22 protein-coding genes are annotated in these 25,854 nt (G+C 48.4%); 16 read left to right on the forward strand and 6 right to left on the reverse strand.

All coding sequences use genetic code 11. The features are described from left to right. Positions 1-23 precede the first annotated feature (23 nt). The 3 genes from typA (at position 24) to dtd (ending at position 3,442) form a co-directional block, all read left to right on the forward strand. A complete protein-coding gene (typA, locus tag ACI955_RS08790) occupies positions 24-1,835 on the forward strand; it encodes a translational GTPase TypA (protein WP_415243465.1) in 1,812 nt (603 codons plus the stop codon). Positions 1,836-1,966: 131 nt separating this feature from the next. Then, positions 1,967-2,938 (forward strand): prolyl aminopeptidase, encoded by a 972-nt coding sequence (pip, locus tag ACI955_RS08795; RefSeq protein ID WP_415243370.1) that lies wholly within the window; start codon positions 1,967-1,969, stop codon positions 2,936-2,938. A gap of 66 nt (positions 2,939-3,004) precedes the next feature. Then, positions 3,005-3,442, forward strand: a complete 438-nt coding sequence (gene dtd, locus ACI955_RS08800; protein ID WP_415243371.1) for a D-aminoacyl-tRNA deacylase — start codon at positions 3,005-3,007, stop codon at positions 3,440-3,442. 372 nt (positions 3,443-3,814) lie between these two features. On the opposite strand, the gene aceK is transcribed toward dtd, so the two are convergent. From aceK to ACI955_RS08825, 5 genes are all read right to left on the reverse strand, one after another. Then, positions 3,815-5,548: a bifunctional isocitrate dehydrogenase kinase/phosphatase gene (gene aceK / locus ACI955_RS08805; RefSeq protein ID WP_415243372.1), complete on the reverse strand. Its 1,734-nt coding sequence runs from the start codon at positions 5,546-5,548 to the stop codon at positions 3,815-3,817. Positions 5,549-5,662: 114 nt separating this feature from the next. Then, positions 5,663-6,697, reverse strand: a complete 1,035-nt coding sequence (locus ACI955_RS08810; RefSeq protein ID WP_415243373.1) for an LLM class F420-dependent oxidoreductase — start codon at positions 6,695-6,697, stop codon at positions 5,663-5,665. Positions 6,698-6,753: 56 nt separating this feature from the next. Further along, positions 6,754-7,242 carry a ribonuclease E activity regulator RraA gene (rraA, locus tag ACI955_RS08815; protein ID WP_415243374.1) on the reverse strand — a complete coding sequence of 163 codons (489 nt, stop codon included), beginning with the start codon at positions 7,240-7,242 and terminating at the stop codon, positions 6,754-6,756. 156 nt (positions 7,243-7,398) lie between these two features. Beyond that, positions 7,399-7,962, reverse strand: a complete 564-nt coding sequence (locus ACI955_RS08820) for a hypothetical protein (RefSeq protein WP_415243375.1) — start codon at positions 7,960-7,962, stop codon at positions 7,399-7,401. Positions 7,963-8,154: 192 nt separating this feature from the next. Continuing rightward, positions 8,155-9,753 (reverse strand): isocitrate lyase, encoded by a 1,599-nt coding sequence (locus tag ACI955_RS08825; protein WP_415243376.1) that lies wholly within the window; start codon positions 9,751-9,753, stop codon positions 8,155-8,157. Positions 9,754-10,081: 328 nt separating this feature from the next. Between ACI955_RS08825 and ACI955_RS08830 the strand changes: the two genes are divergently transcribed. The 8 genes from ACI955_RS08830 to ACI955_RS08865 all read left to right on the forward strand — a co-directional run bounded on the left by ACI955_RS08830 (position 10,082) and on the right by ACI955_RS08865 (position 19,914). Then, a complete protein-coding gene (locus tag ACI955_RS08830) occupies positions 10,082-12,265 on the forward strand; it encodes a malate synthase G (protein ID WP_415243377.1) in 2,184 nt (727 codons plus the stop codon). A 208-nt stretch (positions 12,266-12,473) separates the two neighbouring features. Beyond that, on the forward strand, positions 12,474-13,421 hold the full coding sequence (locus tag ACI955_RS08835; RefSeq protein ID WP_415243378.1) for a LysR family transcriptional regulator: 948 nt from the start codon (positions 12,474-12,476) through the stop codon (positions 13,419-13,421). A gap of 224 nt (positions 13,422-13,645) precedes the next feature. Then, on the forward strand, positions 13,646-14,110 hold the full coding sequence (locus ACI955_RS08840; protein WP_415243379.1) for an FKBP-type peptidyl-prolyl cis-trans isomerase: 465 nt from the start codon (positions 13,646-13,648) through the stop codon (positions 14,108-14,110). A 316-nt stretch (positions 14,111-14,426) separates the two neighbouring features. Then, complete coding sequence (locus ACI955_RS08845; RefSeq protein WP_415243380.1) at positions 14,427-15,335, forward strand: phosphoribulokinase; 909 nt, start codon at positions 14,427-14,429, stop codon at positions 15,333-15,335. 2 nt (positions 15,336-15,337) lie between these two features. Then, positions 15,338-16,153: an HAD-IIB family hydrolase gene (locus tag ACI955_RS08850; RefSeq protein WP_415243381.1), complete on the forward strand. Its 816-nt coding sequence runs from the start codon at positions 15,338-15,340 to the stop codon at positions 16,151-16,153. Between the two features lie 62 nt (positions 16,154-16,215). After that, complete coding sequence (locus ACI955_RS08855; RefSeq protein WP_415243382.1) at positions 16,216-17,436, forward strand: glycosyl transferase; 1,221 nt, start codon at positions 16,216-16,218, stop codon at positions 17,434-17,436. Then, a complete protein-coding gene (locus ACI955_RS08860) occupies positions 17,437-19,212 on the forward strand; it encodes a sugar phosphorylase (RefSeq protein WP_415243383.1) in 1,776 nt (591 codons plus the stop codon). Between the two features lie 189 nt (positions 19,213-19,401). Then, positions 19,402-19,914 (forward strand): DUF1993 domain-containing protein, encoded by a 513-nt coding sequence (locus tag ACI955_RS08865; protein WP_415243384.1) that lies wholly within the window; start codon positions 19,402-19,404, stop codon positions 19,912-19,914. 33 nt (positions 19,915-19,947) lie between these two features. On the opposite strand, the gene oxyR is transcribed toward ACI955_RS08865, so the two are convergent. Continuing rightward, positions 19,948-20,841 carry a DNA-binding transcriptional regulator OxyR gene (gene oxyR / locus ACI955_RS08870; RefSeq protein ID WP_415243385.1) on the reverse strand — a complete coding sequence of 298 codons (894 nt, stop codon included), beginning with the start codon at positions 20,839-20,841 and terminating at the stop codon, positions 19,948-19,950. 140 nt (positions 20,842-20,981) lie between these two features. Here oxyR and ahpC point away from each other — a divergent pair, with 140 nt between their 5' ends. The 5 genes from ahpC (at position 20,982) to ACI955_RS08895 (ending at position 25,577) form a co-directional block, all read left to right on the forward strand. Next, complete coding sequence (gene ahpC / locus ACI955_RS08875; RefSeq protein ID WP_415243386.1) at positions 20,982-21,551, forward strand: alkyl hydroperoxide reductase subunit C; 570 nt, start codon at positions 20,982-20,984, stop codon at positions 21,549-21,551. 79 nt (positions 21,552-21,630) lie between these two features. After that, positions 21,631-23,232, forward strand: coding sequence for an alkyl hydroperoxide reductase subunit F (gene ahpF, locus ACI955_RS08880; RefSeq protein WP_415243387.1), 1,602 nt, complete (start codon positions 21,631-21,633; stop codon positions 23,230-23,232). A 382-nt stretch (positions 23,233-23,614) separates the two neighbouring features. After that, positions 23,615-24,343 (forward strand): HNH endonuclease, encoded by a 729-nt coding sequence (locus tag ACI955_RS08885; protein WP_415243388.1) that lies wholly within the window; start codon positions 23,615-23,617, stop codon positions 24,341-24,343. Between the two features lie 381 nt (positions 24,344-24,724). Further along, the gene (locus ACI955_RS08890; protein ID WP_415243389.1) at positions 24,725-24,877 is read left to right on the forward strand and encodes a hypothetical protein; all 153 of its coding nucleotides are present in this window, start codon (positions 24,725-24,727) and stop codon (positions 24,875-24,877) included. A gap of 220 nt (positions 24,878-25,097) precedes the next feature. Next, positions 25,098-25,577, forward strand: a complete 480-nt coding sequence (locus ACI955_RS08895; protein ID WP_415243390.1) for a hypothetical protein — start codon at positions 25,098-25,100, stop codon at positions 25,575-25,577. The last annotated feature ends 277 nt before the right edge of the window (positions 25,578-25,854 follow it).

Raw genomic sequence — 25,854 nt, forward strand, 5'->3', positions numbered from 1 at the left:
TATTCAACGATGAATTTCATTCCATGATTGATAAGCTGCGTAATATCGCCATTATCGCCCACGTTGACCACGGTAAAACCACATTGGTGGATAAACTGTTGAGTCAGTCGGGAACCCTTGACCGCCGTAACCAAGATTCCGAGCGGATCATGGACTCCAATGACCAGGAGAAAGAACGCGGCATTACTATTCTTGCAAAAAATACCGCCATTGAGTGGAACGGCTACCGTATCAATATTGTTGATACCCCTGGTCACGCTGACTTTGGTGGTGAGGTAGAACGCGTTCTGTCGATGGTCGATAGCGTGTTGCTACTAGTTGATGCGGTTGACGGCCCTATGCCGCAAACCCGCTTCGTAACTCAGAAGGCGTTCGAGCAAGGCTTGAACCCAATTGTAGTTGTGAATAAAGTCGACCGTCCAGGCGCGCGTCCTGACTGGGTTGTTGATCAGGTCTTCGACCTGTTTGACCGTTTAGGTGCGACTGACGAACAGTTAGACTTCCCCATTATCTTTGCTTCGGCAATCAATGGTGTTGCCGGTCTGGATCATGAAGATCTTGCTGAAGACATGACCCCCTTATTTCAAATGATCGTCGATAAAGTGCCTACGCCCGAAGTTGATGCTGAAGGCCCACTGCAAATGCAAATTTCGGCGCTCGACTACAACAGCTATGTTGGTGTAATCGGGGTTGGTCGTATTACTCGCGGCACCATGAAAGCCAATGATCAATTGATTGTTGTGGGTGCTGATGGCAAGAGTCGCAAATGTAAGCTGGTATCGGTGATGGGTTATTTCGGCCTTGAACGTGTTGAAGTGCCTGTCGGTAAGGCCGGCGAGATTGTGTGTGTCACCGGTATTGAAGGCTTGAATATCTCTGACACGCTGTGCACGCCGGGTCATCCTGACGCGTTGCCACCTCTTAGCGTCGATCAGCCTACTGTCAGCATGACCTTCCAGGTAAATGATTCACCGTTTGCTGGTAAAGAAGGTAAGTTTGTTACATCGCGGAATATCCGTGATCGCTTAGATCAAGAATTGATCCATAACGTTGCCCTGCGCGTTGAGACAGGCGAAACGCCAGACAAGTTTAAAGTATCTGGTCGCGGTGAATTACACCTTTCAGTATTGATTGAAACCATGCGTCGCGAAGGTTTCGAAATGGGTGTGTCTCGCCCGGAAGTAGTACAAAGATTAGTTGACGGCGTTATTCAAGAGCCCTTTGAACACGTTGTGATCGATGTTGAAGAGCAGCACCAAGGCTCGGTTATGGAAGAGCTTGGCTTGCGTAAAGCCGAGCTAAGTAATATGGAGCCCGACGGCAAAGGTCGCGTTAAGCTTGAGTTTATGGCTCCGGCGCGTGGCTTAATCGGTTTCCGTGGTCACTTCCTGACCATGACATCTGGTAGCGGCATTATGACTACCGTTTTCGATCACTATGGCGAAGTCAAAGGCGGCGACCTAGCTGGCCGTCAGAATGGCGTAATGGTGTCGATGGTTGGTGGTAAAACACTGAGCTACGGTTTGTTTAACCTGCAGGATCGCGGTCGTTTGTTTATGGGCCATGCAGCGGAAGTGTATGAAGGTCAAATCATTGGTCTTCACAACCGCAACAACGATTTGGTAGTCAACCCAACTCGGGCTAAGCAGCTAACCAACGTTCGTGCCTCAGGTACTGATGAAGCACTAACTTTGTCGCCGTATATTAAGCACTCTCTTGAGCAGGCGCTTGAGTTCATTGAAGATGATGAGTTGGTGGAAGTAACACCTAAGAGTATTCGTCTGCGTAAGAAATTACTGAAAGAGAATGAGCGCAAGCGCGCTCCTAAGTCTTAAGTCAGTAAACCCCTCGGCGGCCTCTCAAGGCCGCCGATTTTTTTCTAGCTTCTCCCCTCGATAGACTACTTACCGATACACCGATGACTGCGCTACACTGAATAGGTGTAATTCTCACCTTGGTTATCGCTATGCTTACCCTGTTTCCCGATATTAAGCCTTATGACACCCACCTTTTGCCGGTCCAATCACCGCATATTCTGTATGTGGAGGAGTCGGGTAATCCAAATGGCATCCCAGTATTATTCGTTCATGGCGGACCGGGTGCAGGTTGTGGTCCCAGAGCGCGATGCTTTTTTGACCCTGAGCGCTACCGTATTATCATTTTTGATCAGCGTGGGTCGGGTCGATCCGAGCCACATGCCTGTTTAGATAATAATACGACCCCCGCGCTGGTTGCCGATATGGAGCTTATCCGTCAGCATCTGGGCATTGAGAAATGGGTTTTATTTGGTGGTTCCTGGGGTTCAACATTGAGTCTTGCCTATGGCCAGGCGCATGCGGATCGCGTGCAAGCGATGATTTTGCGTGGCATATTTTTGTGTCGTCCAAAAGAGTTGGAATGGTTTTATGGCGAGGGTGGTGCGAGCAAAATTTTTCCAGATTACTGGCAGGACTTTAGCGACTGCGTTTTACCCCGAGATGGCGAAAACCGTATTCAAGCTTATCATCGCGTGCTCCATGGCGAAAATGAGTTGGCTAGAATGTCGGCAGCCAAGGCTTGGTCTATGTGGGAGGCGCGCTGTTCAACATTAAGACCCCGCCATGAAGATGCCGATCATCTAATGGGTGCGCATACTGCGGTGTCGATGTCACATATCGAAACCCATTATTTTGTCAACAATGGGTTTATGGCAGAAAACCAATTACTCAATAATATGGCGGCGATAGAAAATATCCCAGGTATTATTGTGCAGGGCCGTTACGATATGGTCTGCCCGCTAGAGAGTGCGATGGAGCTTCATCATCATTGGCCAAGCTCTAAGCTGCATATTGTCCGCGATGCCGGTCACTCCGCATTTGAACCCAGTATTTCTGATGCCTTAATTAAGGCGGGTAATGATATTGCCGATTTACTCAGCAACGGCGAACTAAGTTATTAGTGCTCTGGCCGGCTTGCGTACCAAAATTGCGCTAGCGACATTATGTAAAGACAAAGCAGAGAGAAAATGAAAGCATTATTACAGCGCGTGCGTTCTGCTAGGGTAGAGATAGATGGTCAATGTGTGGGCGCCATTGAACAGGGTTTGTTAGTTTTTCTTGGTTTAGAAAAAGATGATAACGAAGCGGCTGTGGCGAAACTGATGACGCGAATTTTGGCCTATCGAGTGTTTGCTGATGACGACGGTCGAATGAATAAATCGCTTTCTGATATTAATGGCGGGGTGTTGCTGGTGTCGCAGTTCACTTTAGCGGCGGACACCAAAAAGGGATTGCGCCCCGGCTTTTCGACGGCAGCTGAACCTGCCCGAGCAGAGCAGCTATACGAGTTTGCGCTGGCGCACTTAAGTAGCGAACACGCTACGGTGGCGAGTGGTCGCTTTGGTGGGTACATGCAGGTTAGCCTACTTAATGATGGGCCGGTGACATTTATACTGGAAGCATGACGAAGTAATATTCTAAAAATAGTTCGGTCTCTGCCAGTATCCTTGGCGTGATAGAGGGCTTCGCCGGCCTTGCTTAATAGTGTTTTAAGCGAGGTTTAAATATTGCTATGTAATTGACTGATACCAATGCTGATCTATTCGAATGGTTTTCATTAAATTATGAAGCTGCTGTGCGTATTTTTTCTGCCACACTTCGATCTGCATCAGCGATAAGAATAACGAAGTCTTAGCCAAAGCCCGTTTGGAAGAAAATCAGGACCCAGTCGGCGTACGCGATCAGCGGGCAGGGTATATAAAATCACAGGAATGGGGCGCTTGTTTTTGCAGGGGTGTGGCTTCATGTATAGGGGCGCCAAAGGCACCCCGGTGGAGTTAGCAAGTGACAGTTTGTTGGAAGCGTTGTTTTTTCCGGTAGGGGAATACGTCAGCCACGTAACCGTTGCGAATGGTTTGCTGCAGCCCCTGCCAGTATGCTGGGTCGTATAGATCACTGTGTAGTGAGTCAAAAACTTTTTTGGCGCGCTGGTTTCCAGAAAAGAATAAACGAAACTCCTCCGGGAAAACATCTTCTGGATTGACTTCATACCAAGGCTGAACAGCCATGGCTTGCTCGTCATTTTTGGGCTCTGGAAGCTTTCTGAAATTACAGTCGGTGAGTGGGCAAATCTCATCATAGTCGTAGAACACCACTCGACCATGACGGGTTACCCCAAAGTTTTTCAGCAGCATGTCTCCGGGAAAAATATTACCAGCGGCCAGTTGTTTAATGGCATTACCGTATTCACCCATCACGCTTTCAAGTTGCTGTTCGTCACAGTCCTTGAGGTAGAGATTGAGGGGAATCATTTTGCGTTCTATATAGACATGCTTAAGCAATAGGGCATTGCCGCGCACGCTAATCTTAGAGGGGGCCTCTTTTTCTAACTCAGCAAGGAGTTCGTCGGAGAAGCGGCGACGGTCAAATGCTAAATTATTAAATTCTTGGGTGTCCGCCATGCGTCCGCCGCGATCCCAGCGTTTAACCAAGCTGTAGCATTGGCGAACATGTTCTTGGCTCATATCTTTGGGCGGTGTGAATCGATCTTTTATGACTTTATACACATAGCCAAAGTCGGGGCGGGTAAATACCAGCATGACCATGCCTTTTATACCCGGAGCGATAATATAGGGTGCCTCGCTACTTTTAGTGTCATCAACGGCAAAGCGATAGAACTCAGTTTTACCATGTTTAGGCATGCCGATGGCGCTATAGAGTTCGAAGATTTCTTTGTTGGGCATAAGCCGATTTAAAAAGGCAATATACTCTGAGGGAATTGAGGTATCGACCATAAAATAGCTGCGGCTAAAACTAAATAGAATCGAAATATCGTCGGGGTCATGCAATACCGTATCGACGAAAATAGAGCTATTCTCACTGTGCAAAATCGGCAGCACAAAGGGCATACTAAAGTCGCCGCTAACAATGCGACCCACCAGGTAGGCGGCCTTGTTGCGGAAGAATAAGGACTCCAAAGTTTCCACAACGATTTCTTTGCTGGTGTTGCGAATTTTTGGAATTAATACCTGATTTACCACCTTCATGATAAAGCCGATATCACGCTCTTGGTCTTCCCAGGGGATATTGAATTCACAGTCGTTTAACATTGAGCGAACAATACCGGCAGCATTGTCGCCGTCAAAGCGGTAGCGTTTAAGTATCGAGTCGCTGGCAATCGGCGGGCGCTCGTGATTCGAGGTTAGTGCGAAGGTGTGAATATCACGGATTTTTTCGTGGTCAAAAACATGGCAATAGATGGAGTTGAAAAAGGACTGAGCAATTTCATAATTGTCATGATTTTGAATAAGTTCAGCATATTCTTGTTTTGCTATTTCCCAGTTGTCACGATTTTCAACACTGCCACCAGTGATAGTGTAAGCCGCTTCTGCGACGATGGCGCGCTTCTGCTTCCAGAGCACGAGCCGGTCGCGAATTGCCTTTTGGGCACCATGCCAGTCAGCGGCTTCAAAGCGCGCTTGGGCGCCAAGGGTGATGTTTTTGTATTCCGCGAAAAACGCATCAAAGCCATTTAATATGGCCATGGCAAGCCGGCGAGTATTAGTGGTCACGTTAGGCTGTCGTCCTGTTGTTACGGTGATGCGGATTGCGTCGGATAACTGATTAAGGTGGTCAGCCTAATATTTGGCGCTGATCACGTTAATCAGTATTTTAGCGCATATTGTTTAAAGGAAGCAGTCCGCCATGACTTCCATTGCTTCGGGTTGCGCGCAGTTGAGCAGCATAGAATTTATTTCGCCGCGCTGGGATGATGCCTTCCAGTCTGCGGCTCGTTCACGAATACGCGCTTCTGGCCCAACAAATGCAATTTCATCTACGAGTGCGTCGGGTATCGCCTTGCGGGCCTCATCTTTGTTACCGGCTAGATACAGGTCTTGTACTTGCTCGGCGGCATCGCCGTAGCCCATGCGTGAGGCGTAGTCGGTATAGAAATTTTTGCCCTTCGCGCCCATGCCACCAATATAGAGGGCAAGGAAGTCTTTGACAAAGTAACGGCAGCCATCAAGGTCGTCGCCCATGATAACGCCAACAAAGGGCGCAACATCGAAGTCGGTTTTAGCGCGGCCACTTTTTTGTAGACCTTTATCTATGCTGGGTTTGAGTACCGAGTATTTCTCTGGGCTCATCCAAACAGGGAATACGCCGTCTGCGACTTCCGCTGAGGCGGCAACCCCGGCTGGTGTTATTGATGCGGTATAAATCGGGATGTTCGGGTCGCCGTGCAAGATTGACTTTAGGGGTTTGCCGAGTCCAGTTGCGCCGGGACCTTTATAGGGCATTTGGTACATTACGCCGTCAAATTCTACTGGGCCTTTGCGCTCGAATATTTCCTTCATGATTTGAATATATTCGCGGGTGCGAGTGACGGGCTTACCGTAGGGCACGCCATGCCAGCCTTCCACTACTTGTGGACCTGAGGCGCCGATGCCGACAATAAAACGGCCGCTTGATAATTGGTCTAGGCTCATGGCTGTCATTGCCGCCATGGCGGGGGTGCGAGCCGGCATTTGCATGATGGCAGTGCCGACTTTAATTTTAGTAGTTTGTGCCAGTATCCACGCAGCGGGAGTCACGGCGTCTGAACCATAAGCTTCTGCTGTCCACACAGAATCAAAGCCTAGATTTTCAGCGTGTTTAACGGTGTCCATCGGCACTGTTAATTTTGCGCCCGAATAGCCGAGCAAAAGTCCAAGTTTCATATACGTTTCCCGCGGTCAGTTTTATTGTTTATTATTTAGGTTACAGAGTAGCGTAATTACAGTGCTATTAATGCCTGCGATGACACGATAATACCGCTTATATCTGCGTAGAGATACTCGCCGGCGTCAATCGTGGTGCCACCAAATTGGAGTTGAATATCGCAGCGACCATCACCCAGTTTTTCGGTTTTGCGCGGCACGCTGCCCAGCGCCATAATACCTATCGGCATGGTGGCAATTTCTTCAACATCGCGGAGATAGCCATAAATAACAATACCGGCCCAGCCATTATCGGCAGCGGCCTTGGCCAAATTGTCACCCAGTAAGGAGCGTCGCGGCGAGGCGCCGCCATCAACGACTAAGACGCGACCGTTACCGGCTTCTTTTACGCGCTCGGCTACTTTGGAGTTGTCTTCAAAGCATTTGATGGTGGCAACCGGGCCGTAAAAATTTTGTTGGCCACCGTAGTGATGAAATTGGCCTTCAATGACACGGACCTTGTCGCCGTATTCATCACAGAGATCTGGGGTGGATATATTATGCATGACTCACTCCTTGGCTTTGAATTACATAGAAATTCGAGGCGGTGTTGTTGATCATTGTTTTGTATCTTAATATTGGCGTTCAGTTTCTTTCGCAAAAAGACTGCCATTGCGTTCTGATCTTGCCTGCCGTGCCAAGCATTGAACCGATGGGTTTGGTTAACCCGTCATGATCTCTAGGTATGAAGCATCAATATCCGCATTAATATAAGCCATGCCCAATACGCTTAAGTACTTCAGGCGATCCGCTTTCATCAGGTCTATTTCAGGTATACCGAAACCATTTTCCTGATAAATACCGGCTAGATAGCCCATAAAGTCTTCGCCTTCCTTGAGCAGCAGTAAGCTCGCTGCGCCCACATCGGGTTTTACTTTGAGGTTCAATTCTTCTGGTAGTTTGACTGCAATCACCACGGGCTGTTCATTACCTTCAACTCGCACACTGCGGTCTCGCACCGTTTGCTCAGCCCAGTAAAAAGCTAATTGTTTACTTTGGCTTAAAAAAATCGGCTCAATCGACTCTGTATAGCTATTGCCTATTGTTGCCATGGTTTTCTTGGCGGCACTCTTCAGCGCTTTATCACCTGAGCGTTTCAAGCCCTGTTCTTTGATTGAATTTACTAGCGCCGATGATGTGCCGTGATACCAGATTTCACTGCTGGCAAACCCTTGTTCGCTTAGTAAATCGGTAGCATCTTTTAGAAAAGCAGGTGTAGCAGCCATATTTGACATCACTTAATCAGTTTGAGGTAGCAAGTATTGGGCATTCTAACGTAAAAATTCCTTCGTTTCTTTTGCGGGAATCTTAGAAGAATTCTGCGCATAAAAAAAGCGGCCTCTAAAATAAGAGGCCGCCTCTATGTCCATAACAGGACTGTGCCCCTAACTACCAAGGGCACTTAACACTAATTCAACTTAGTTGAATTGGTTTGACGTGTTGTTTGCGCCACCTGCTTTTAACGCAAGCTCACCAGCATAGTATTCTTTGTGGTCGTCACCCATGTCTGAACCAGACATGTTTTGGTGCTTAACACAGGCAATACCCTGACGGATTTCTTTGCGCTGTACGCCGGCAACATAACCCAGCATGCCTTGCTCACCGAAGTACTCTTTCGCGAGGTTGTCAGTAGACAGCGCCGCAGTGTGGTAAGTCGGTAGAGTGATCAGGTGATGGAATACGTTTGCTTCGCGTGCAGTATCTGCTTGGAAAGTCTTGATACGAACATCAGCGGCGGCAGCCAGCTCAGTGTCGTCGTAATCAGCGCTCATCAGAGCAGGACGATCGTAAGCAGAAACGTCTTCACCGGCCTCAACCATGGCATCAAAAGTCTGCTGACGGAAGTTCAGCGTCCAGTTGAAAGATGGCGAGTTGTTGTAAACCAATTTCGCATCTGGATGAACTTTACGAACGTCATCCATCATGCCTTTGATTTCGTGAACAGTTGGAACTGCAGTTTCAATCCACAGCAGGTCAGCACCAGCATTTATGGCTTCGATACAGTCGAATACACAGCGCTCATGGCCAGTACCTTGACGGAATTGGTATAAACCAGAAGGCAGGCGCTTAGGACGAACCAGTTTGCCGGCGCGGTTGAAGCAGACATCGCCTTCAGCCATGTCAGCGACGTCGATTTCTTCAACGTCTAGGAATGAGTTGTATACGTCACCCTGATCGCCAGATTCTTTAACAACGGCGATTTCTTTAGTCAGGCCAGCACCTTCAGAGTCAGTACGCGCAACAATAACGCCGTTATCGACACCCAGCTCCAAGAAAGCGTAACGCAAAGCGCGCAGCTTAGTGTGGAAGTCGGCGTGAGGTACGGTTACTTTACCGTCCTGGTGTCCACACTGCTTTTCATCAGCAACTTGGTTTTCGATCTGCAGGCAGCATGCGCCGGCTTCGATCATTTGCTTGGCCATAAGGTAAGTGGCTTCGGCATTACCAAAACCAGCATCTATATCAGCAACAATAGGTACGACGTGAGTAACGTGGTTATCTATTTGATCTTGGATTTTCGCTTCTTCAGCAGTATTGCCAGCTTCGCGAGCGTCATCCAGTGCGCGGAACAAGCCGCCCAATTCACGTGCATCAGCTTGACGCAAGAATGTGTATAGCTCTCTTACCAAGTCAGCAACAGAGGTTTTCTCGTGCATTGACTGGTCAGGTAAAGGACCGAAGTCAGAGCGCAGAGCGGCAACCATCCAGCCAGACAGGTAAAGGTAGCGACGGTCAGTTTGGCCGTTGAAATGTTTCTTTATAGAAATCATCTTCTGCTGACCAATGAAACCATGCCAGCAACCCAGAGACTGAGTGTATTTGGTTTTGTCAGCGTCGAACGCCGCCATGTCTGCGCGCATGATGTCGGCAGTGTACTTAGCGATATCTAGGCCAGTCTTGAATTTATTCTGTGCACGCATACGTGCTGCAGATTCGGGGTTAATGGCGTCCCAGCTGCTGCCGCCCTCTTGCTTAAGTGCGGCAACTGCTTGGATGTCTGCTTGTAGAGTTGACATATATGCTCCCTATTTTGTGGCGAGTTGGGTGGTTAACGTTGGGTATTCTACCCGCGGCGGCTAAATTTTTCTAATTTATAGTTATTATGCCGAGTATTCATGCTGAGAATGTGGCGTGATTGATCCTTTTTAAAGACTTATCTAGCGACACAATATAGGCGTTGAAGAGTTATAAGGTGGTACCAGAGTTTTAAGAAGCGCTTTGATGTAATTTTCACATTCACGTAGGAAATAGCAGTGATAGTATGGATAAATTTGCAGAATTATCCCTAGCTGCTAGGATAGCTCGTCTAATTATCGTTAAATTCTGTTTCAAAAAGGAGTGTTTATGTCCTCGGCTATTTCCAGAGTTCAGCACAGCGGTCTTCAAATTGCCGATGTACTTTATCGTTTGGTTAATGATGAAGTTGCTCCCGGTACGGGCATTAGTCCTGATGTATTTTGGGCGGCAATGGCAGATATATTAAAAGACTTGGCGCCAAAGAATCGCGAGTTATTGCAAAAACGTGAGCAAATTCAAGTTCAAATCGATGAGTGGCACCGCGCGCATGCGGGCAAATTTGACGCCGCGACGTACAAAGCGTTTTTAGAAGAAATTAAGTACTTACTGCCTGAACCCGCAGATTTCAGTGTTGCTACTGAGAATGTGGACGAGGAAATCGCCACTCTTGCCGGTCCGCAGTTGGTTGTTCCGGTCATGAATGCGCGCTACGCACTCAATGCGGCCAATGCTCGCTGGGGTAGTCTATACGACGCGCTTTACGGCACCAATGTTATAGCGGAGACCGATGGCGCCGAGAAAGGCAGGGGCTATAACCCGGTGCGTGGCGCTAAAGTTATTGCCTACGCTAGGCATTTTCTTGACCAGCACACCACTTTGAGTACTGGCAGCCATGCCGATGCCACTTTATACAGCGTTGTCGATGGCGCCCTGGCGGTTACCTTGGCCGATGGCAGCATCAGTGGTTTGCAAGACCCGTCTCAGTTTGTGGCTTACTTGGGCGAAGCTCAGGCGCCTAGTAATATTTTGCTGGTCAATAACGGCCTGCATATTGATATTCAAGTTGACGACCAGCACCCCATTGGTAAAGACGACGCTGCCCGGGTAAAAGATGTTGCCTTGGAGTCTGCCCTGACCACCATTCAGGATTGCGAAGATTCTGTTGCCGCCGTCGACGCCGACGACAAGGTCGAGGTATACCGCAACTGGGCCGGTCTAATGAAGGGTGATCTTCAAGAAGCCTTTATGAAAGGGGGCAAGGAGCTTATTCGGACCCTAGCCGCTGACCGTGTATTTACCGCGGCGGGTGGTGGCGAAACTATATTACACGGGCGCAGCTTACTGTTAGTGCGCAATGTTGGTCATTTAATGACCAATGGCGCGATTATCGACGCCGACGGTAACGAAGTGCCAGAAGGCATTATGGATGCCATGGTGACCGTGCTTGCGGCTATGCATGACCTGAAGCAAACCGGCGCATTGCGTAATTCTCGCGCTGGTAGCGTGTATATCGTTAAACCTAAAATGCATGGCCCTGAAGAAGTTGCCTTCGCCGCTGAATTATTTTCTCGCGTTGAAGACGCCTTTGGTCTGGCTCGCAATACCTTAAAAATCGGCATCATGGATGAAGAGCGCCGCACGACAGTGAATCTAAAGGCCTGCATCGCAGCAGTTCCTGAGCGCGTTATCTTTATAAACACCGGCTTCTTGGATCGCACTGGTGACGAAATTCACACCAGCATGGAAGCCGGTCCCTTTGTACGTAAAGCAGATATGAAGCAGCAGGCGTGGATCAAGGCTTACGAAGATTGGAATGTTGATATCGGTTTGGCTTGCGGTTTAAGCGGACACGCTCAGATTGGTAAAGGTATGTGGGCAATGCCCGATGAAATGGCGGCAATGATGGATGCCAAAATTGGTCACCCACAAGCCGGCGCAAATTGCGCTTGGGTACCTTCGCCCACCGCGGCTACCTTGCACGTAATGCATTATCACCAAGTAAATGTGCTGTCGGTGCAGGAGCAATTAGCCAGCCGTCAGCGTGCAGCGCTCGATGATATTTTGTCTATACCCGTTGCCCAAAATCCAAATTGGAGTGCGGAAGATATTCAGCAAGAGCTCGATAACAACGCGCAGGGCTTGCTCGGTTACGTGGTGCGCTGGATTGATAACGGCGTAGGTTGTTCCAAGGTGCCAGACATCAATGATGTTGGATTAATGGAAGACCGTGCCACTCTGCGTATCTCTAGTCAGCATATCGCCAACTGGTTGCGTCATGGTATTTGCACCGAAGCACAGGTGCTTGAGACTTTGAAGCGTATGGCCGCCGTGGTTGATGGTCAGAACGCAAGTGATGCGGAATACTCCCCCATGGCGGCTAATTTTGACGGCAGCGTGGCATTTCAGGCGGCCTTAGAATTAGTCTTAAAAGGTTGCGAGCAGCCCAGCGGTTACACCGAGCCGGTTTTGCATCGTCGCCGCATAGAGTACAAAGCAAAACAAGCGGGCTAAATAGCTTAGCTACCGTTTGCTGTAACAGTTCCTGTCAGTGAGGCTTGGCCCGGTTTTACCGGGCCTTTTTTATTTTCGGCTGTGTACTTTGGGGCTCCGCTGGGTATCTGTCGTGCGCTAGCTGGTGTTTGAGGAGCTGACTGGCAGAGTCTAGAAAAAAACCTCATAATCACTGCAAATTATAAAGTTAAGCGGAGTTATTTTTGTTATGAATCTGTCACGTGTTGACCTAAACCTGCTTGTTTACCTTGATGTCTTGCTGCGGGAAAAAAATGTTACCCGTGCCGCCGAGCAATTGGGGATTACTCAGCCGGCATTGAGTAATGGTCTGCGACGACTGCGTGACTTGTTTAACGACCCTCTGCTGGTAAGAACCAGCGAAGGTATGACTCCGACCGAGCGCGCCCTAGAATTGCAGCCGCAGGTGCGCAATATTTTGTCATCGGTCGAACAGGCGGTGTTGCCGGTATCAGATTTTGAGGTGACAGAAAGCACGCGGGTGTTTCGGATTATGGCCAGTGACTATGCAGAGTCGACCTTGCTGGCACCGCTATTATTCAAGCTGCGGGACGAGGCGCCGAATATCACCTTAGATGTTCTTACGCCCAGTGATGTTACCTTCCAGGATTTGGAGCAGGGCAAGATCGATATGGCGATTAACCGCTTTGATCGCCTGCCGCAGTCTTTCCATCAAGCCACCGTCTGGCGAGATAGCTTTTCGTGCCTAATGAGTAGTAATAATAAGGCCCTCGCCAATTTCGATATGGATGCGTTTTTGGCGGCACCGCACATCTGGGTAAGTAAGACGGGTATGGGTGTTGGCCGAGGCATGAGTCAGCGCGATAGCCAACGTCTTGGCTGGGTGGATGAGGCCTTGGCTGAGTGTGGCCACGAACGCCAAATTCGAGTGTTTACCCGCCATTATCAAGTGGCGGCACTGCTGGCTAAGCATCCAGACTTGATCGCCACGCTGCCGACCCAGGTCGCTCGCTTGTATGACGAAGACCCGCGTTTGGCGACGCGCAAGCCGCCATTTATGATTATTCCCATTGAGTTGAAGTTGGCGTGGAGTCCGCTGCTGCAGCACGACCCCGGTCATATTTGGCTGCGCCGTCGCATTGTTGAGGTTGGTCAGGAAATCACTAATCCAGATTGAGTTAGTTCAAGAATTTATCTGTCGACACGGTGGAAAACCGTGTGAGTCGTGTCTGTTCTGCCTAGGCGTCCACTAAGTCTTAGTCAGAGCTAATTTCGGTATGGCTCGTCGATAACAGTGAATACGGCGTTAATATCGGCCAATTTCTAATAATTTATGGCTCTTGCGTGACCTCGTCGGGCAAAACTGTCATGCTTAACGGCTTACTTTAACGGGAGTCTCCCATGATTATAGCGAATGATTGCGTAGTGGCATTTCACTACACCCTGACTGATGAAAGCGGTGTTGAAATTGACACATCAAAAGGTCAGGAGCCATTGGCATATATACACGGCCAAGGCGGCATCATTCCGGGACTTGAACGCGAATTGGCGGGTAAAACCATCGGTGATGCGATGAAAGTAACGGTACAGCCAGCAGATGGCTACGGTGAGCAAAATGCTGAATTGATTCAGCCAGTGCCCCGCGCTGCGTTCCAAGGTGTCGAGCAGATTGAAGTTGGTATGCAATTTCAGGCTGAGGGCGCCGGTGGTCAAATGCAAACAGTGGTAGTCAAAGAAGTCGACGAAGAGAATGTCACTGTTGATGCCAATCACCCCTTGGCAGGCCAAGTACTGAATTTTGATGTCAGCATTGAATCAGTGCGCGCTGCAAGCGAAGAAGAATTGGCCCACGGCCACGTTCATTAATTTCTTCTGATGCTATATGCGAGCGTCGCTCTGGCGCTCGTTTTTTTTAATATTTAAAATTTGGCAATAAACCTGCTTATTAGAGGTGGCTTCTCGAGCCGAAATTTTGATCTCTGCCAACAAAAAAGTGCAGTCAGTCAGTGGGCTTACCTCTATACGGCGCCGCTGGAGCGCGCTTGTTATTAGCAATAGACCGGCTTGAGCGGCGTGGTGACACAGTAAAAGAACAGTAATGTCAGAGGCTCAATTTGCTTTGGGACTTGGCGGGCAATATGATCTAAGGTAAAGATAAATACGCTCGCTTAGGAGGGATGTTTTGGCTAGCGTCACAGATAATCTGAATATATTTCTCGAAAGAGAGTGCTTGCCCGATAGCTATCGGGAGCAGGCACAAAACAGTTTTATTCCCTTTGTCGAATCGCTTCGTCCCCTGTTGGGAGTCCAGAAGCATGTCCCCGTATTGGGTATCCATGGTTCTCAGGGTAGCGGTAAATCCACCCTCGCAGAATTTATTTATTGGTATTTACATGAGGGCGACGGGCTCAATATTGCGCTGCTGTCCCTAGATGATTTCTATCTCCCTTTGGCGCAGCGCCAGCAGCTAGCCAGCAGTATTCATCCGCTATTGCGCACCCGTGGGGTGCCAGGTACCCATGACGTATCTTTAGCCTTGGCGACCATTGCCAAACTTCGCTCACTGAGCTCAGATCAAGTGTTGCAACTCCCCCGGTTTGACAAGGCCCGCGATGACCGCTCACCTAAATCTAGTTGGCCAGAGGTGCGTGGGCCAATAGATTTAATTGTATTTGAAGGTTGGTGTGTGGGCGCTAGCCCGCAAATGCCCAATGAGCTGGCGTCGGCAATGAATGACTTGGAGCAGCGGGAAGATGCTGACGGCGGATGGCGCCGATATGCGAACACCTGCTTAGCTGGTGATTATCAAACCTTGTTTTCTGAATTAGATTATTTGCTCATGTTGCGTGCGCCGAGTTTCCATTGTGTTGCAGATTGGCGGGGCGAGCAGGAGAAAAAGTTAGCTCAGCGTCAACACGATGGTGCTTCAGCGCCCGGCTTGATGGATAGTGCCGCGATACAGCGTTTCATCCAGCACTACCAGCGCTTAACAACACATTGTTTAAATACCCTGCCAGCCAGCGCAGATTGCGTGATGTCTTTGGGCTCGCATCGAGAAATTTTGACTGTGCAGTATCGAGAGGGGAAATGACGGTGGCCTTGGTAAAAAATATCATTTTCACAGACCTTGATGGCACGCTGCTGGACCATGATAGTTACTCCTTTGCGGCGGCGGGGCCAGCATTGGCAGTCATCGCAGAGCAGTCGATTATCTGGGTGTTAAACACCAGTAAAACCTGCGCAGAATTACTCCCGCTCTCGCGGCGTCTTGCCAATCCCTATCCCTTTATTATCGAAAACGGCGCCGCAGTGGTTGTTCCCCCTGGATGCGACTTTCTGGCCAATGTAAAAATGGAGGAAATAGACGGAGCGCGTCATAAGCGCTTTGCCCCCCATCGCCGCGACATTGTTGCGCTTATCCACGGTTGGCGAGAAGAGAAGGCTTACCGTTTTTCAGGCTTCAGCGATTTTGATGCTCCCGCCCTACAGGACATCACCGGACTGAGCATCACCGATGCTGAGCTGGCCTTGCAGCGCGATTACTCCGAGCCAATTTGCTGGCAGGACACAGAGGAGCAATGGCAGCGGTTTAGCGCAGACCTACAGGAAGCCGGTTTGCAGGCTCTGAAGGGGGGGCGCTTCTATCATATTATGGGGCCGGCAAATAAGGGCTTGGCGATGTCGTGGCTGGTTTCTTGCTTATACCCCACAGGTGCCAAACCACGGGTGATTGCCCTGGGTGATAGTGGCAATGACGTGGCCATGTTGGCCACTGCAGATGTTGGTGTGGTGGTGAGGTCTGATCATCACGCGCCACCAAAGATAAATGATCCGCATGGCAGCATTTTGCTTACCGAGCAGTGTGGCCCTGCAGGATGGAATGAGACCTTGCTAGCATTATTAAAGTGATACGGATTACGAGCTATGCTTAGTAATCTGTATTGAAACGATAAAAAATAAACGAGATTGTTATGGCCGACTTTTATCAGAATGGCATTGTCACTACCCTTCACAATTTAGTTGATAGGCCGATTGAAGACCTAGAAGCCGAGTTGCTAGGTTTTTCCAAGCGGCGGCCTATGGCGTTAATTTTGCCGTCATTGTTTTCCGAATTAGAAGGCTCGGCATTGCCCGCCATCATCGATGAAATTGCCAAAGTAGATTATATCGATGAAATTATTATCGGCCTCGATCAGGCGAACGAGGAGCAGTATCGCCACGCATTAAAATTCTTCAGTCGGCTACCTCAGCGCCACCACGTATTATGGAATGACGGCCCGCGGTTGCAGGCAATTGATCAGCGCCTTAAGAGTCGGAGTCTGTCACCGGCAGAGCCAGGTAAGGGCCGCAATGTATGGTTTTGTATTGGCTATATACAGGCGTCTGGGCGGGCCGAGGCAGTCGCCTTGCACGACTGCGATATATTAACGTATGACCGACGCATGCTGGCGAAATTATTTTATCCGGTTGCCAACCCGGGTTTTAACTACGAGTTTTGTAAAGGCTATTATGCCCGTGTTGCCGATGGAAAAATAAATGGCAGGGTAAGTCGTTTATTAGTTACGCCCTTGATTCGCTCACTCAAAAAAATATTTGGTTCCTTAGATTATTTAGATTATCTCGACAGTTACCGCTACCCTTTATCGGGTGAGTTTTCTATGCGCAAAGACGTTTTGAATGATCTAAGAATCCCAAGCGATTGGGGGCTGGAAATTGGTGTATTGTCGGAAATGTACCGGAATTATTCGACCAACCGTTTGTGTCAGGTTGATATTGCTGATGCTTATGATCACAAGCATCAAGAACTATCTGAGGAAGATGATGCTGGTGGCTTATCTAAAATGTCTATCGATATTGCCAAGGCGGTGTTTCGAAAGCTGGCAACTAATGGCGTAGTATTTAGTAGTGAAACCTTTCGTACTATTAAAGCAACCTACTATCGTGTGGCCTTAGATTTTGTAGACAGTTATCGCAATGATGCGGTGATGAATGGCTTGAATTTAGATTTACATCGCGAAGAGCAGGCGGTCGAATTGTTTGCTCAAAATATTGTTAAAGCCGGCAATATGTTTTTAGAAAACCCCATGGAAACTCCCTTTATTCCAAGCTGGAATCGAATATGCAGCGCTGAGCCAACGCTGCTGGACGACATGATGGCGGCCGTCGTTGCCGATAATGAGGAATTTTCTTGAATGACAGATTTATCGCCACAGCAGCATCTGCGTGAACGGCTTAGCGCCCATCTAGAGGTTTTATATCCCGGCCTCGATAAGCTGTCGCTGCTGGACGATATGATCACCCTCATGGCCTTAGATCATCGGTGTTTTATGCCTGAAGCGCATAAAAATCTGTGGACTGAAAGTGATGCCCTAGTGATTACTTATGGTGACACTATCATGCGAGACGGCGAGTGGCCGCTGCATACCTTGCATGATTTTCTTCGCAAAGAGTTGCGCGGTTTAATTAGTGGCGTTCATATTTTGCCATTCTATCCCTATAGTTCTGACGATGGTTTTTCAGTGATCAACTACGTCGAAGTCAATCCCTCACTAGGCGATTGGAAAGACATTAATGCGATTGCCCGCGATTTCGATTTAATGGCAGATCTAGTCATCAACCATTGCTCAAGTCGGAGTGTGTGGTTCGAAAACTTTAAGCAGCGCCGCGATCCAGGTATGGATTATTTTGTTGAAATGGATCCCGCTACAGATTTAAGTGACGTTGTTAGGCCGCGCACCAGTCCGCTTTTAAACGAGGTGCAAACCTTAGACGGCAAGCGTCATGTTTGGTGTACTTTTAGCCATGATCAGGTTGATCTTGATTTTCAAAATCCGACGGTGCTGTTGGAGTTTATAAAAATAATTCGCTATTACCTTGATATGGGTGTCAAGATTTTTAGGCTCGACGCCGTGGCCTTTTTATGGAAAGTGCCGGGTACAACAAGTTTGAATTTAGAAGAAACCCACGAGGCGGTGCGGCTGCTTCGAACCTTGATAGAGCATGCGGTGCCTGAAGCCATTATTATTACTGAAACTAATATTCCGCTGCGGGAAAACCTGGCCTACTTCGGCAACGCCAACGAGGCGCATTTAGTTTATAACTTTTCCCTGCCGCCGCTGTTAATTAATACTATGGTCAGCGGCAGTTGTAAGGCTTTAAAAACCTGGATGATGGGAATGCCTGCCGCGCAGGATGGCACCACTTATTTTAATTTTATTGCCTCCCACGATGGAATTGGTCTGCGCCCGGCAGAAGGTTTATTGGATGACACTGAAATTAATCAGTTAGTCACACTTATGCAAAAGAGCGGTGGTCGGGTGTCTTGGCGGGCTCTGGCAAATGGTGAGAATCGCCCCTATGAAATTAATATTAGTCTCTTTGATGCAATGCGCCGTCACCTGCACGCTGAAAACGAAAATGATGGCGAAGATGGTTTTCAGGAGCAGCGTTTTATCTGTGCGCACGCATTGATGTTAGGTGTTCAAGGTGTGCCGGCATTTTATATTCATAGCTTATTGGCAACCGAGAATGATGAAAATCGAGTGCTGCACACCAGTCATAACCGCTCGATAAACCGCCATCAATGGGTAGCCGATGATCTTGAATCGCAGTTGGGGACTAACAGTCATCACGCCCGGGTGTTCAAGGTGTTAAAGGAGCTTATTGCACTGCGCTCCGCACAAGCGGCATTTCACCCCAATGCTGCACAGTATCCTCTGCACTTGGGTGACAAAGTGTTTGGTATTCGCCGCGAAAGTCATGCCAGTGGCGCTGCGATTGTGGCGGTCTATAACATCAGCGCTGAGCCCCAAAAGATCTTGCTGACAGACTTAAATTTAGATGAGTCGGCGCACTGGCTAGACATCTTAAATGATGACGCGGATTTACGAAGCCAGGCAAGCCTTGCCCTTGAGCCTTATGGCTACTGCTGGCTACGTCGCTGCGATAAGGTAGATGCGGCTAGTTAAAATGTGAAATGTTTGGTATTAGTCCGTGATTCTGCTTTTATGCGCAGGCAAAATCACCGCCGATAGCGCTGTTGCTTTCGCGTTTTAGAAATAAAGCACTTTGGGCTATTGAATTGCGCCGTGTCTCCCCCCAACTCTTGGCTGGCGCTAGAGAATAAGAGTTCAATTCATTCCCTGAGGTGATCAACTATGTTTTACGACCTTACTGTTGTACAAGCCAGTAAAATGCTGGGCAGTTTAAAAACGATGCTGGAAAAAGCCGCGTTATTTGCCGAGGCCAAAAAAATCAACCCCGAGGTTCTGTTAACTTCGCGCTTAGCGCCCGATCAATTTTCCTTGATTCGCCAAGTACAAATTTGCTGCGACACCGCCAAGCTCGGTGCGGCAAGGCTCGCAGGAAAGGCAGAAAGCGCACCAAAACATGAGGACACCGAGACTACTCTAGAAGAATTGTATGCTCGCATTGCGTCAGTGCAGGACTATTTGGCTACCTATAAAGAACTCGACTTTGCAGATACCGCAGCACGCGAAATTAGTCTGCCTTGGTTAGATGGCAAAAAAATGCTGGGCAGTGCCTTTGCCATTAATTTTGTCGTTCCCAATCTCTACTTTCACGTCACCACCGCCTTTTCAATACTTCGCCACAACGGGGTAGACATTGGTAAGCTGGATTATCTGGGTAGCATTCCCTTCCTAGATTAAATGGCAATAGCACGGCTTGTTAAAGGGCCCGTGCTATTTTATATAGTCGGCCATTGAGGTTCTAACGGAAGCTACCATGGCTCGCACGCATTCCATGCGAGAGTAATTGGGTCGCACCAGTAAACAAATTTCTCTGCTTGGCACGGGCGCCTCAAAGTGTGTGTATCGCAGCCCGTGTTCCCCTTCTTTTATAGCCAATTCTGGTATCAAGGTGATGCCCATGCCGCTGGCGACCATATAGCGCAAAGTCTCTAAACTCGTCGCCTGAAATCGAGAATCCTCCTTTGCACCAGCAGAGAAACAATAGCCCAGAGCCTCGTCACGTAAGCAGTGCCCGTCTTCAAGTGTGAGTACCCACTGTCCGTTTAAGTCTTTTAAGGAAAGGGCATCGCCTTGCGCCAAGGGGTGGTTAACGGTCGAGGCTAATACCAAGGGTTCATCAAACAGGGTATAGCGCTCCACGTTTTCCATATTGTCTAGCCAGCTCAGAATCAACACGTCGAGCTTGCCTTCATCTAGCTGCTTTAGCAGCACATCGGTTTGATTCTCGTGCAGAAAGAAATTGACATTGGGCAGTGCGGCGCTGAGCTTGGCCATAATGTGTGGCAATAAATACGGCGCGACTGTGGGTATTAAACCGAGATGGATATCGCCGCTTAGGGGGTCGGACAATGTCTTGGCAGTGGCCTCAAAATTTTCAGCCGAGAGTAATACTTGCTGCGCGCGTATCAGCAGCGCTTCGCCAGCGGGGGTGAGCATGACTTTTTTGCGATGGCGCTCAAAGAGGGCTAAGCCGAGCTGATCTTCTAGCTTCATGATCTGCCCGCTGAGGGTGGGTTGGCTAACAAAGCAGGCATCGGCGGCCCGGCCAAAATGACCGTGCTCGGCAACAGCCTCAAAATATTGAAGATCACGAATCTTAATCACGGCATTTCCCGTCTGTCATTGGTTAATCCTATCAATATCATAATAACGATCGATTAGATATGAATATTGCCCTTCAGTAGTATCACTCTCGAGTTTAAGCCAAATCATCTTACTTTTACTAAAACGTCAGGAGTGACAATATGTTTCCAACCATCATCAATACAAAAGTACAGCCCTTTAAAGCGACGGCTTACCACAACGGCGACTTTGTTGACGTAAGTGATACCGATCTGCTCGGAAAGTGGTCAGTTCTTGTGTTCTACCCTGCTGATTTCACCTTTGTATGTCCTACTGAATTAGGCGACATGGCAGATTTCTACCCACAGCTGCAAGACATGGGCGTGGAAGTGTATTCAGTATCAACCGATACCCACTTTACCCACAAAGCGTGGCATGACACATCTGAAACCATCGCCAAGATCCAATACCCCATGATTGGTGATCCAACTGGCAAGATTGCACGCAACTTTGGCGTGATGATCGAAGAAGACGGTTTGGCATTGCGCGGCACCTTCGTTATTAACCCAGAGGGCGAAATCAAAGTTGCTGAACTGCATGACCTTGGCATTGGCCGCTCAGCTAAAGAGCTAGTGCGTAAAGTACAGGCTGCTCAGTACGTTGCTGAACATGATGGCGAAGTATGCCCAGCTGCATGGCAGCCAGGTGAGGCGACATTGTCACCTTCACTAGATCTAGTCGGTAAAATTTAACACCCCTGTTGGCCCCGGTAACGGGGTCTTTTTTAGAGTAAAAGCTTTAAACCTAATTTCAAAATTTGCGGGAGCCACCATGTTAGATGCGAAAATGAAAACCCAACTGGAGGCCTACCTCCAAAATTTAAAAACGCCGGTAGAGCTGGTCGCCTATCTCGATGACCAAGATAAATCTCGAGAACTTGAAACCTTAATGAGCGACGTATCGGCGCTATCTACCCTAGTGTCTGTTATTCAGGGCGAAGACACCGGCGCGCGCCGTCCGGCAATGGGCGTGCGCTCGGTAGCAACTGGCACAGAAATGCGTTTTGCTGGTGTACCACTTGGCCACGAATTTACTTCATTGGTATTAGCTGTTTTACACAGCGGCGGCCACCCAATGAAAATCGATAAAGACTTAATAGAGCAAGTCCGTAATCTCGACGGCGAATACCACTTCGAGACCTATATTTCATTGAGCTGCCAGACCTGTCCCGAAGTTGTTCAGGCACTGAATATGATGGCGGCGATTAACCCGCAAATCAGTAATGAAATGATTGACGGTTCACTTTTCCAACAGGAAGTAGAGGATCGCAAAGTCATGGCGGTTCCCACTGTGTTTATGAATGGTCAGCAGTTTTCACAAGGTCGAATTACCTTGGCTGATATATTGAAAAAAATTGACAAAAATGCCGGTGCACGCAGCCTTAAAAAACTCGATGAGAAAGGCGTGTTTGATATGCTTATCGTGGGCGGTGGTCCAGCTGGCGCATCGGCGGCCATTTACGCCGCGCGTAAAGGTATTCGCACCGGCGTGTTGGCCGACAAATTTGGCGGTCAATTATTAGACACCGTCAGCATTGAAAACTTTATTTCATTAACTGAAACAGAGGGCCCAATATTAGTCGCCAACCTAGAAGCTCACATTGGCGCCTACGATGTTGATATTATGCGTGGTCACAACGCATCTGCGCTGAACGTGGCAGAAGACGGCAGCATAGAAATCAGTGTTGAAGGCGGCGCAGTATTGCGCAGCCGCTCGGTGCTGCTAGCTACCGGCGCTCGCTGGAGAGAAATGAATGTACCCGGCGAGCAGGAATACCGCGGCAAAGGTGTGGCCTACTGCCCGCATTGCGACGGCCCCTTGTTTAAAGGTAAATCCGTAGCGGTAATTGGCGGTGGTAATTCAGGTATAGAGGCAGCAATTGACCTTGCCGGAATAACCGCGCACGTAACGGTATTGGAATTCGACAGCAAATTACGCGCAGACGACGTGCTGCAACGTAAGGCGCGGACAATGAAAAATATCGAAATTATCACCAGCGCCCAAACCACACAAGTGCTCGGCGACGGCCAGCGTGTTACCGGTTTGCAGTATACAGATCGCAAAACCGGCGACGTGAAGAGCGTCACCCTAGCGGGTATATTTGTGCAGATCGGCTTGATACCCAACACCGAGTTTTTAAAAGGCAGTGTGGCGTTAACACCCCGTGGTGAAATTGAAATTAACGCCCGCGGAGAAACATCGATACCCGGCGTATTTGCGGCCGGTGATGTTACTACCGTGCCTTTCAAGCAAATAGTGGTTGCCGTCGGTAGCGGCGCAACCGCGGCGCTGGGTGCCTTTGATTACCTCATCCGGCAAATCGTTGATGAGCCGGTTGTATCAGCAAGCGCTGAGGAAGGGCAGGCTGCCTAACGCGTACCCCAAAACGCTCAGGCTACAACCAATAGCGGGCCTCTCATCATGAGAGGCCCGTTTTTTTTGTATGGAGTAAACAACGCAAAGCGTCACCATCCTTAGCCCAGCCCAGCCCAGCCCAGCCCAGCCTTGCCGTATCGACGGTCATTTACTAATACAATGACTGGCGGGGCACAACGTTGCGCTAATTAATAGTACAGCGCCAGATCATCATTAATTAGTAGGCACTTGATTGGGGCGGCATTTATGGTTTTAGCATGATTGCACATGTGGGTATTGTGTGGTCTAGTTCATGCCTATTATTTGTTTGATAATAGCAAGATTTGGCAGAGCGGATTTGCCCATTTAGCAGGCTCGCTAAATAAAGGAGTATGCGGGTTTGAGTGCCGGTGATTTCAAACAGTGGTTACTACAAACTGGTAAATCCGTTAGGTCCGCGCAAAGCTACTCTGGCGCGATTAATGGTTCTATTAGCCAATGGGCAAAGGATGCTGGATTAATACAATCCAACTTGAGTGATATTGAATCCGCTATACAGTTTGTAGCTCTAAGTGTAAAAATTCAGCAACAACCTATTTTTCAGCAGAGAAATGCTACCGGCAATAATATGTACGGCTCGGCTATTAAGCTCTATTTGCGATATTTAGAGGATGTCACTGGGCAGGCTATCACTGATGATATTGATCAAATCCTTGGCGATAACAGAATTCCAGTAACAGAAAAATCTACTTTAATTAGCACCCGTATCGGCCAGGGCCAATTCCGCAAATCTTTAATCGAATACTGGAAGGGGTGCTCAGTAACGCAGCATCAGAATACGCGGATTTTGATCGCTTCACATATAAAACCTTGGTCAAAGTCTGAACAAACAGAGAGGCTTGATCCGTTTAACGGTTTATTGCTTTTACCCAATTTAGATAAAGTCTTTGATCTTGGGTATATAACATTTGACGTGTCAGGAAAAATAAGAATCTCAGCCCAACTGGAGAATGCTGCGGGTTTAGGTATACAGCCAGATATGATTGTGAATTTGACGGTGCGGCATCATGAATTTATGGCATATCACCGTGATGTTCAATTTGAGAACGCGCTAATGGGATATGTGTGAGGTAAGAAGAGCTCTGCACAACTATGGGGTTTTTGTAAAAAACAATTTTTTAATTTCATTAATCTGTAATAGACAGCATTCCGTAGCTCATTTTTGTCTGTAGGCAAGATGCTCTCTGCCTACAGATGCATCTTCCGGAGTAAGACAAATATTTTTCGTCCGCCAGTAGTTTCGTGAACGTTGAGATAACATAGACGCGATTCGTATTTTTGCCAAGCGGCGATAGTGTACTTGCCTATACCCAAGGTTGTATTTGATTGCGCATAACGGGGTTTCAACCCTCGCACGAGTACTGGCTTTTATATACTCCAGCTACTCCTGAAGGTTGTCAGTTAATATGGCGCGACTGCTTGGCTGTAAGGCAATACGGCAATCAAAGTCGTGCTCTTTAAATTACTCATGCTTGTGAATGTCGGTATAGCCCGCATCACCCTAGACACTCTCTTCTCCGCCATGAAAGAGCTGCTCTGCGGCGCTGAGGTCATGGGTGTCTACCGTATCGAAGATCACCTTGCCCAGTTTGTGGCGTTCTAGGTATGTTTGAAGAAAATGAGTCTTATCTTGCGCAATTTTAATAGACGTAAAATTAAGTCAGTCTAAATTAAGGTATTTTAATGTTGGATTAAATGTGAAGTTGCGTAGAATTTGTGAGAATGCCTCTTAAATTAATTTCCGCATATGTTATGTCCTAGATAATTACGTTATTGGGCTTCTTAAATGGCCTACGATATAAGGCAAAGATAGAGAGAAAACTATGGCACTAGCGATCATCATGATCTTGTATGTCTGCGTTGGCGTTTTGGCTGCGGTTGGTTCGATGTATTTCTCCTACCGTTTTGTGCCGGTTCGGTTCGAGGCCGCGGTGTATGGCGTGTTTCTCATTTTTATCGCTGTGTTCTATCTTGCATTCACTTCCTATTTTGGCGATGAGTCGGCATGGCGACTCGAAACGACAGCGATTTTTGCCTTTGCTATTTTGGCTTGCCTCGGCATAAAGTTTCCAATGTTGCTGGTCGCTGGCTATGCACTGCATGGCGCGTGGGATCTACTTCATGAGATTCATCAGCACAGCGGAGCAGACGTGTTCGGCGGTAGACAATCCACGCAGGTGCCACTCGCTTACGGCGCATTCTGTGCAACCTTTGATTTAGCTGTGGCGACGTATATTGTGTATCGACGCAATGACTGGCTTGCAGCTTGGGCATCATCGCCAACAAGGAATGCTACTGTATAAAAGGCTGTCGTTCCGGTATTTTTTGTCAGCGCGTTAGGTGTTAAAAGTAAAATCCCCTCGCTAAGGTAATTCTGTTTCTAATCCTATCTATGGTAGAGCAACTGCCGCTGTAAGCCTCCAGCTCTTACCAAGGCTAGTGTGATGATACATATAAAGTCGGTCTAGCTTCAAAAGACCTAATTTAGGTACTGAAGTACCCATATGGGTCTTTTGTGGGTGAGGTTTCGTGACTACTTTCGGTGATGCGTTATTTACCAAAACACAACGGCCAGTATTG

It is taken from the genome of Zhongshania sp. (assembly GCF_047636175.1).
Taxonomy (GTDB): Bacteria; Pseudomonadota; Gammaproteobacteria; order Pseudomonadales; family Spongiibacteraceae; genus Spongiibacter.

Bases quoted from the DNA above. Each gene is read 5' to 3' on its own strand.
- ACI955_RS08865 (WP_415243384.1), top strand. From the start codon at position 19,402: ATGTTTTACGACCTTACTGTTGTACAAGCCAGTAAAATGCTGGGCAGT.
- dtd (WP_415243371.1), top strand. From the start codon at position 3,005: ATGAAAGCATTATTACAGCGCGTGCGTTCTGCTAGGGTAGAGATAGAT.
- ACI955_RS08895 (WP_415243390.1), top strand. From the start codon at position 25,098: ATGGCACTAGCGATCATCATGATCTTGTATGTCTGCGTTGGCGTTTTG.
- ACI955_RS08820 (WP_415243375.1), bottom strand. From the start codon at position 7,962: ATGGCTGCTACACCTGCTTTTCTAAAAGATGCTACCGATTTACTAAGC.
- ACI955_RS08860 (WP_415243383.1), top strand. From the start codon at position 17,437: ATGACAGATTTATCGCCACAGCAGCATCTGCGTGAACGGCTTAGCGCC.
- typA (WP_415243465.1), top strand. From the start codon at position 24: ATGATTGATAAGCTGCGTAATATCGCCATTATCGCCCACGTTGACCAC.
- ACI955_RS08825 (WP_415243376.1), bottom strand. From the start codon at position 9,753: ATGTCAACTCTACAAGCAGACATCCAAGCAGTTGCCGCACTTAAGCAA.
- ACI955_RS08855 (WP_415243382.1), top strand. From the start codon at position 16,216: ATGGCCGACTTTTATCAGAATGGCATTGTCACTACCCTTCACAATTTA.
- ahpF (WP_415243387.1), top strand. From the start codon at position 21,631: ATGTTAGATGCGAAAATGAAAACCCAACTGGAGGCCTACCTCCAAAAT.
- ACI955_RS08835 (WP_415243378.1), top strand. From the start codon at position 12,474: ATGAATCTGTCACGTGTTGACCTAAACCTGCTTGTTTACCTTGATGTC.
- ahpC (WP_415243386.1), top strand. From the start codon at position 20,982: ATGTTTCCAACCATCATCAATACAAAAGTACAGCCCTTTAAAGCGACG.
- rraA (WP_415243374.1), bottom strand. From the start codon at position 7,242: ATGCATAATATATCCACCCCAGATCTCTGTGATGAATACGGCGACAAG.
- ACI955_RS08840 (WP_415243379.1), top strand. From the start codon at position 13,646: ATGATTATAGCGAATGATTGCGTAGTGGCATTTCACTACACCCTGACT.
- pip (WP_415243370.1), top strand. From the start codon at position 1,967: ATGCTTACCCTGTTTCCCGATATTAAGCCTTATGACACCCACCTTTTG.
- ACI955_RS08810 (WP_415243373.1), bottom strand. From the start codon at position 6,697: ATGAAACTTGGACTTTTGCTCGGCTATTCGGGCGCAAAATTAACAGTG.
- ACI955_RS08830 (WP_415243377.1), top strand. From the start codon at position 10,082: ATGTCCTCGGCTATTTCCAGAGTTCAGCACAGCGGTCTTCAAATTGCC.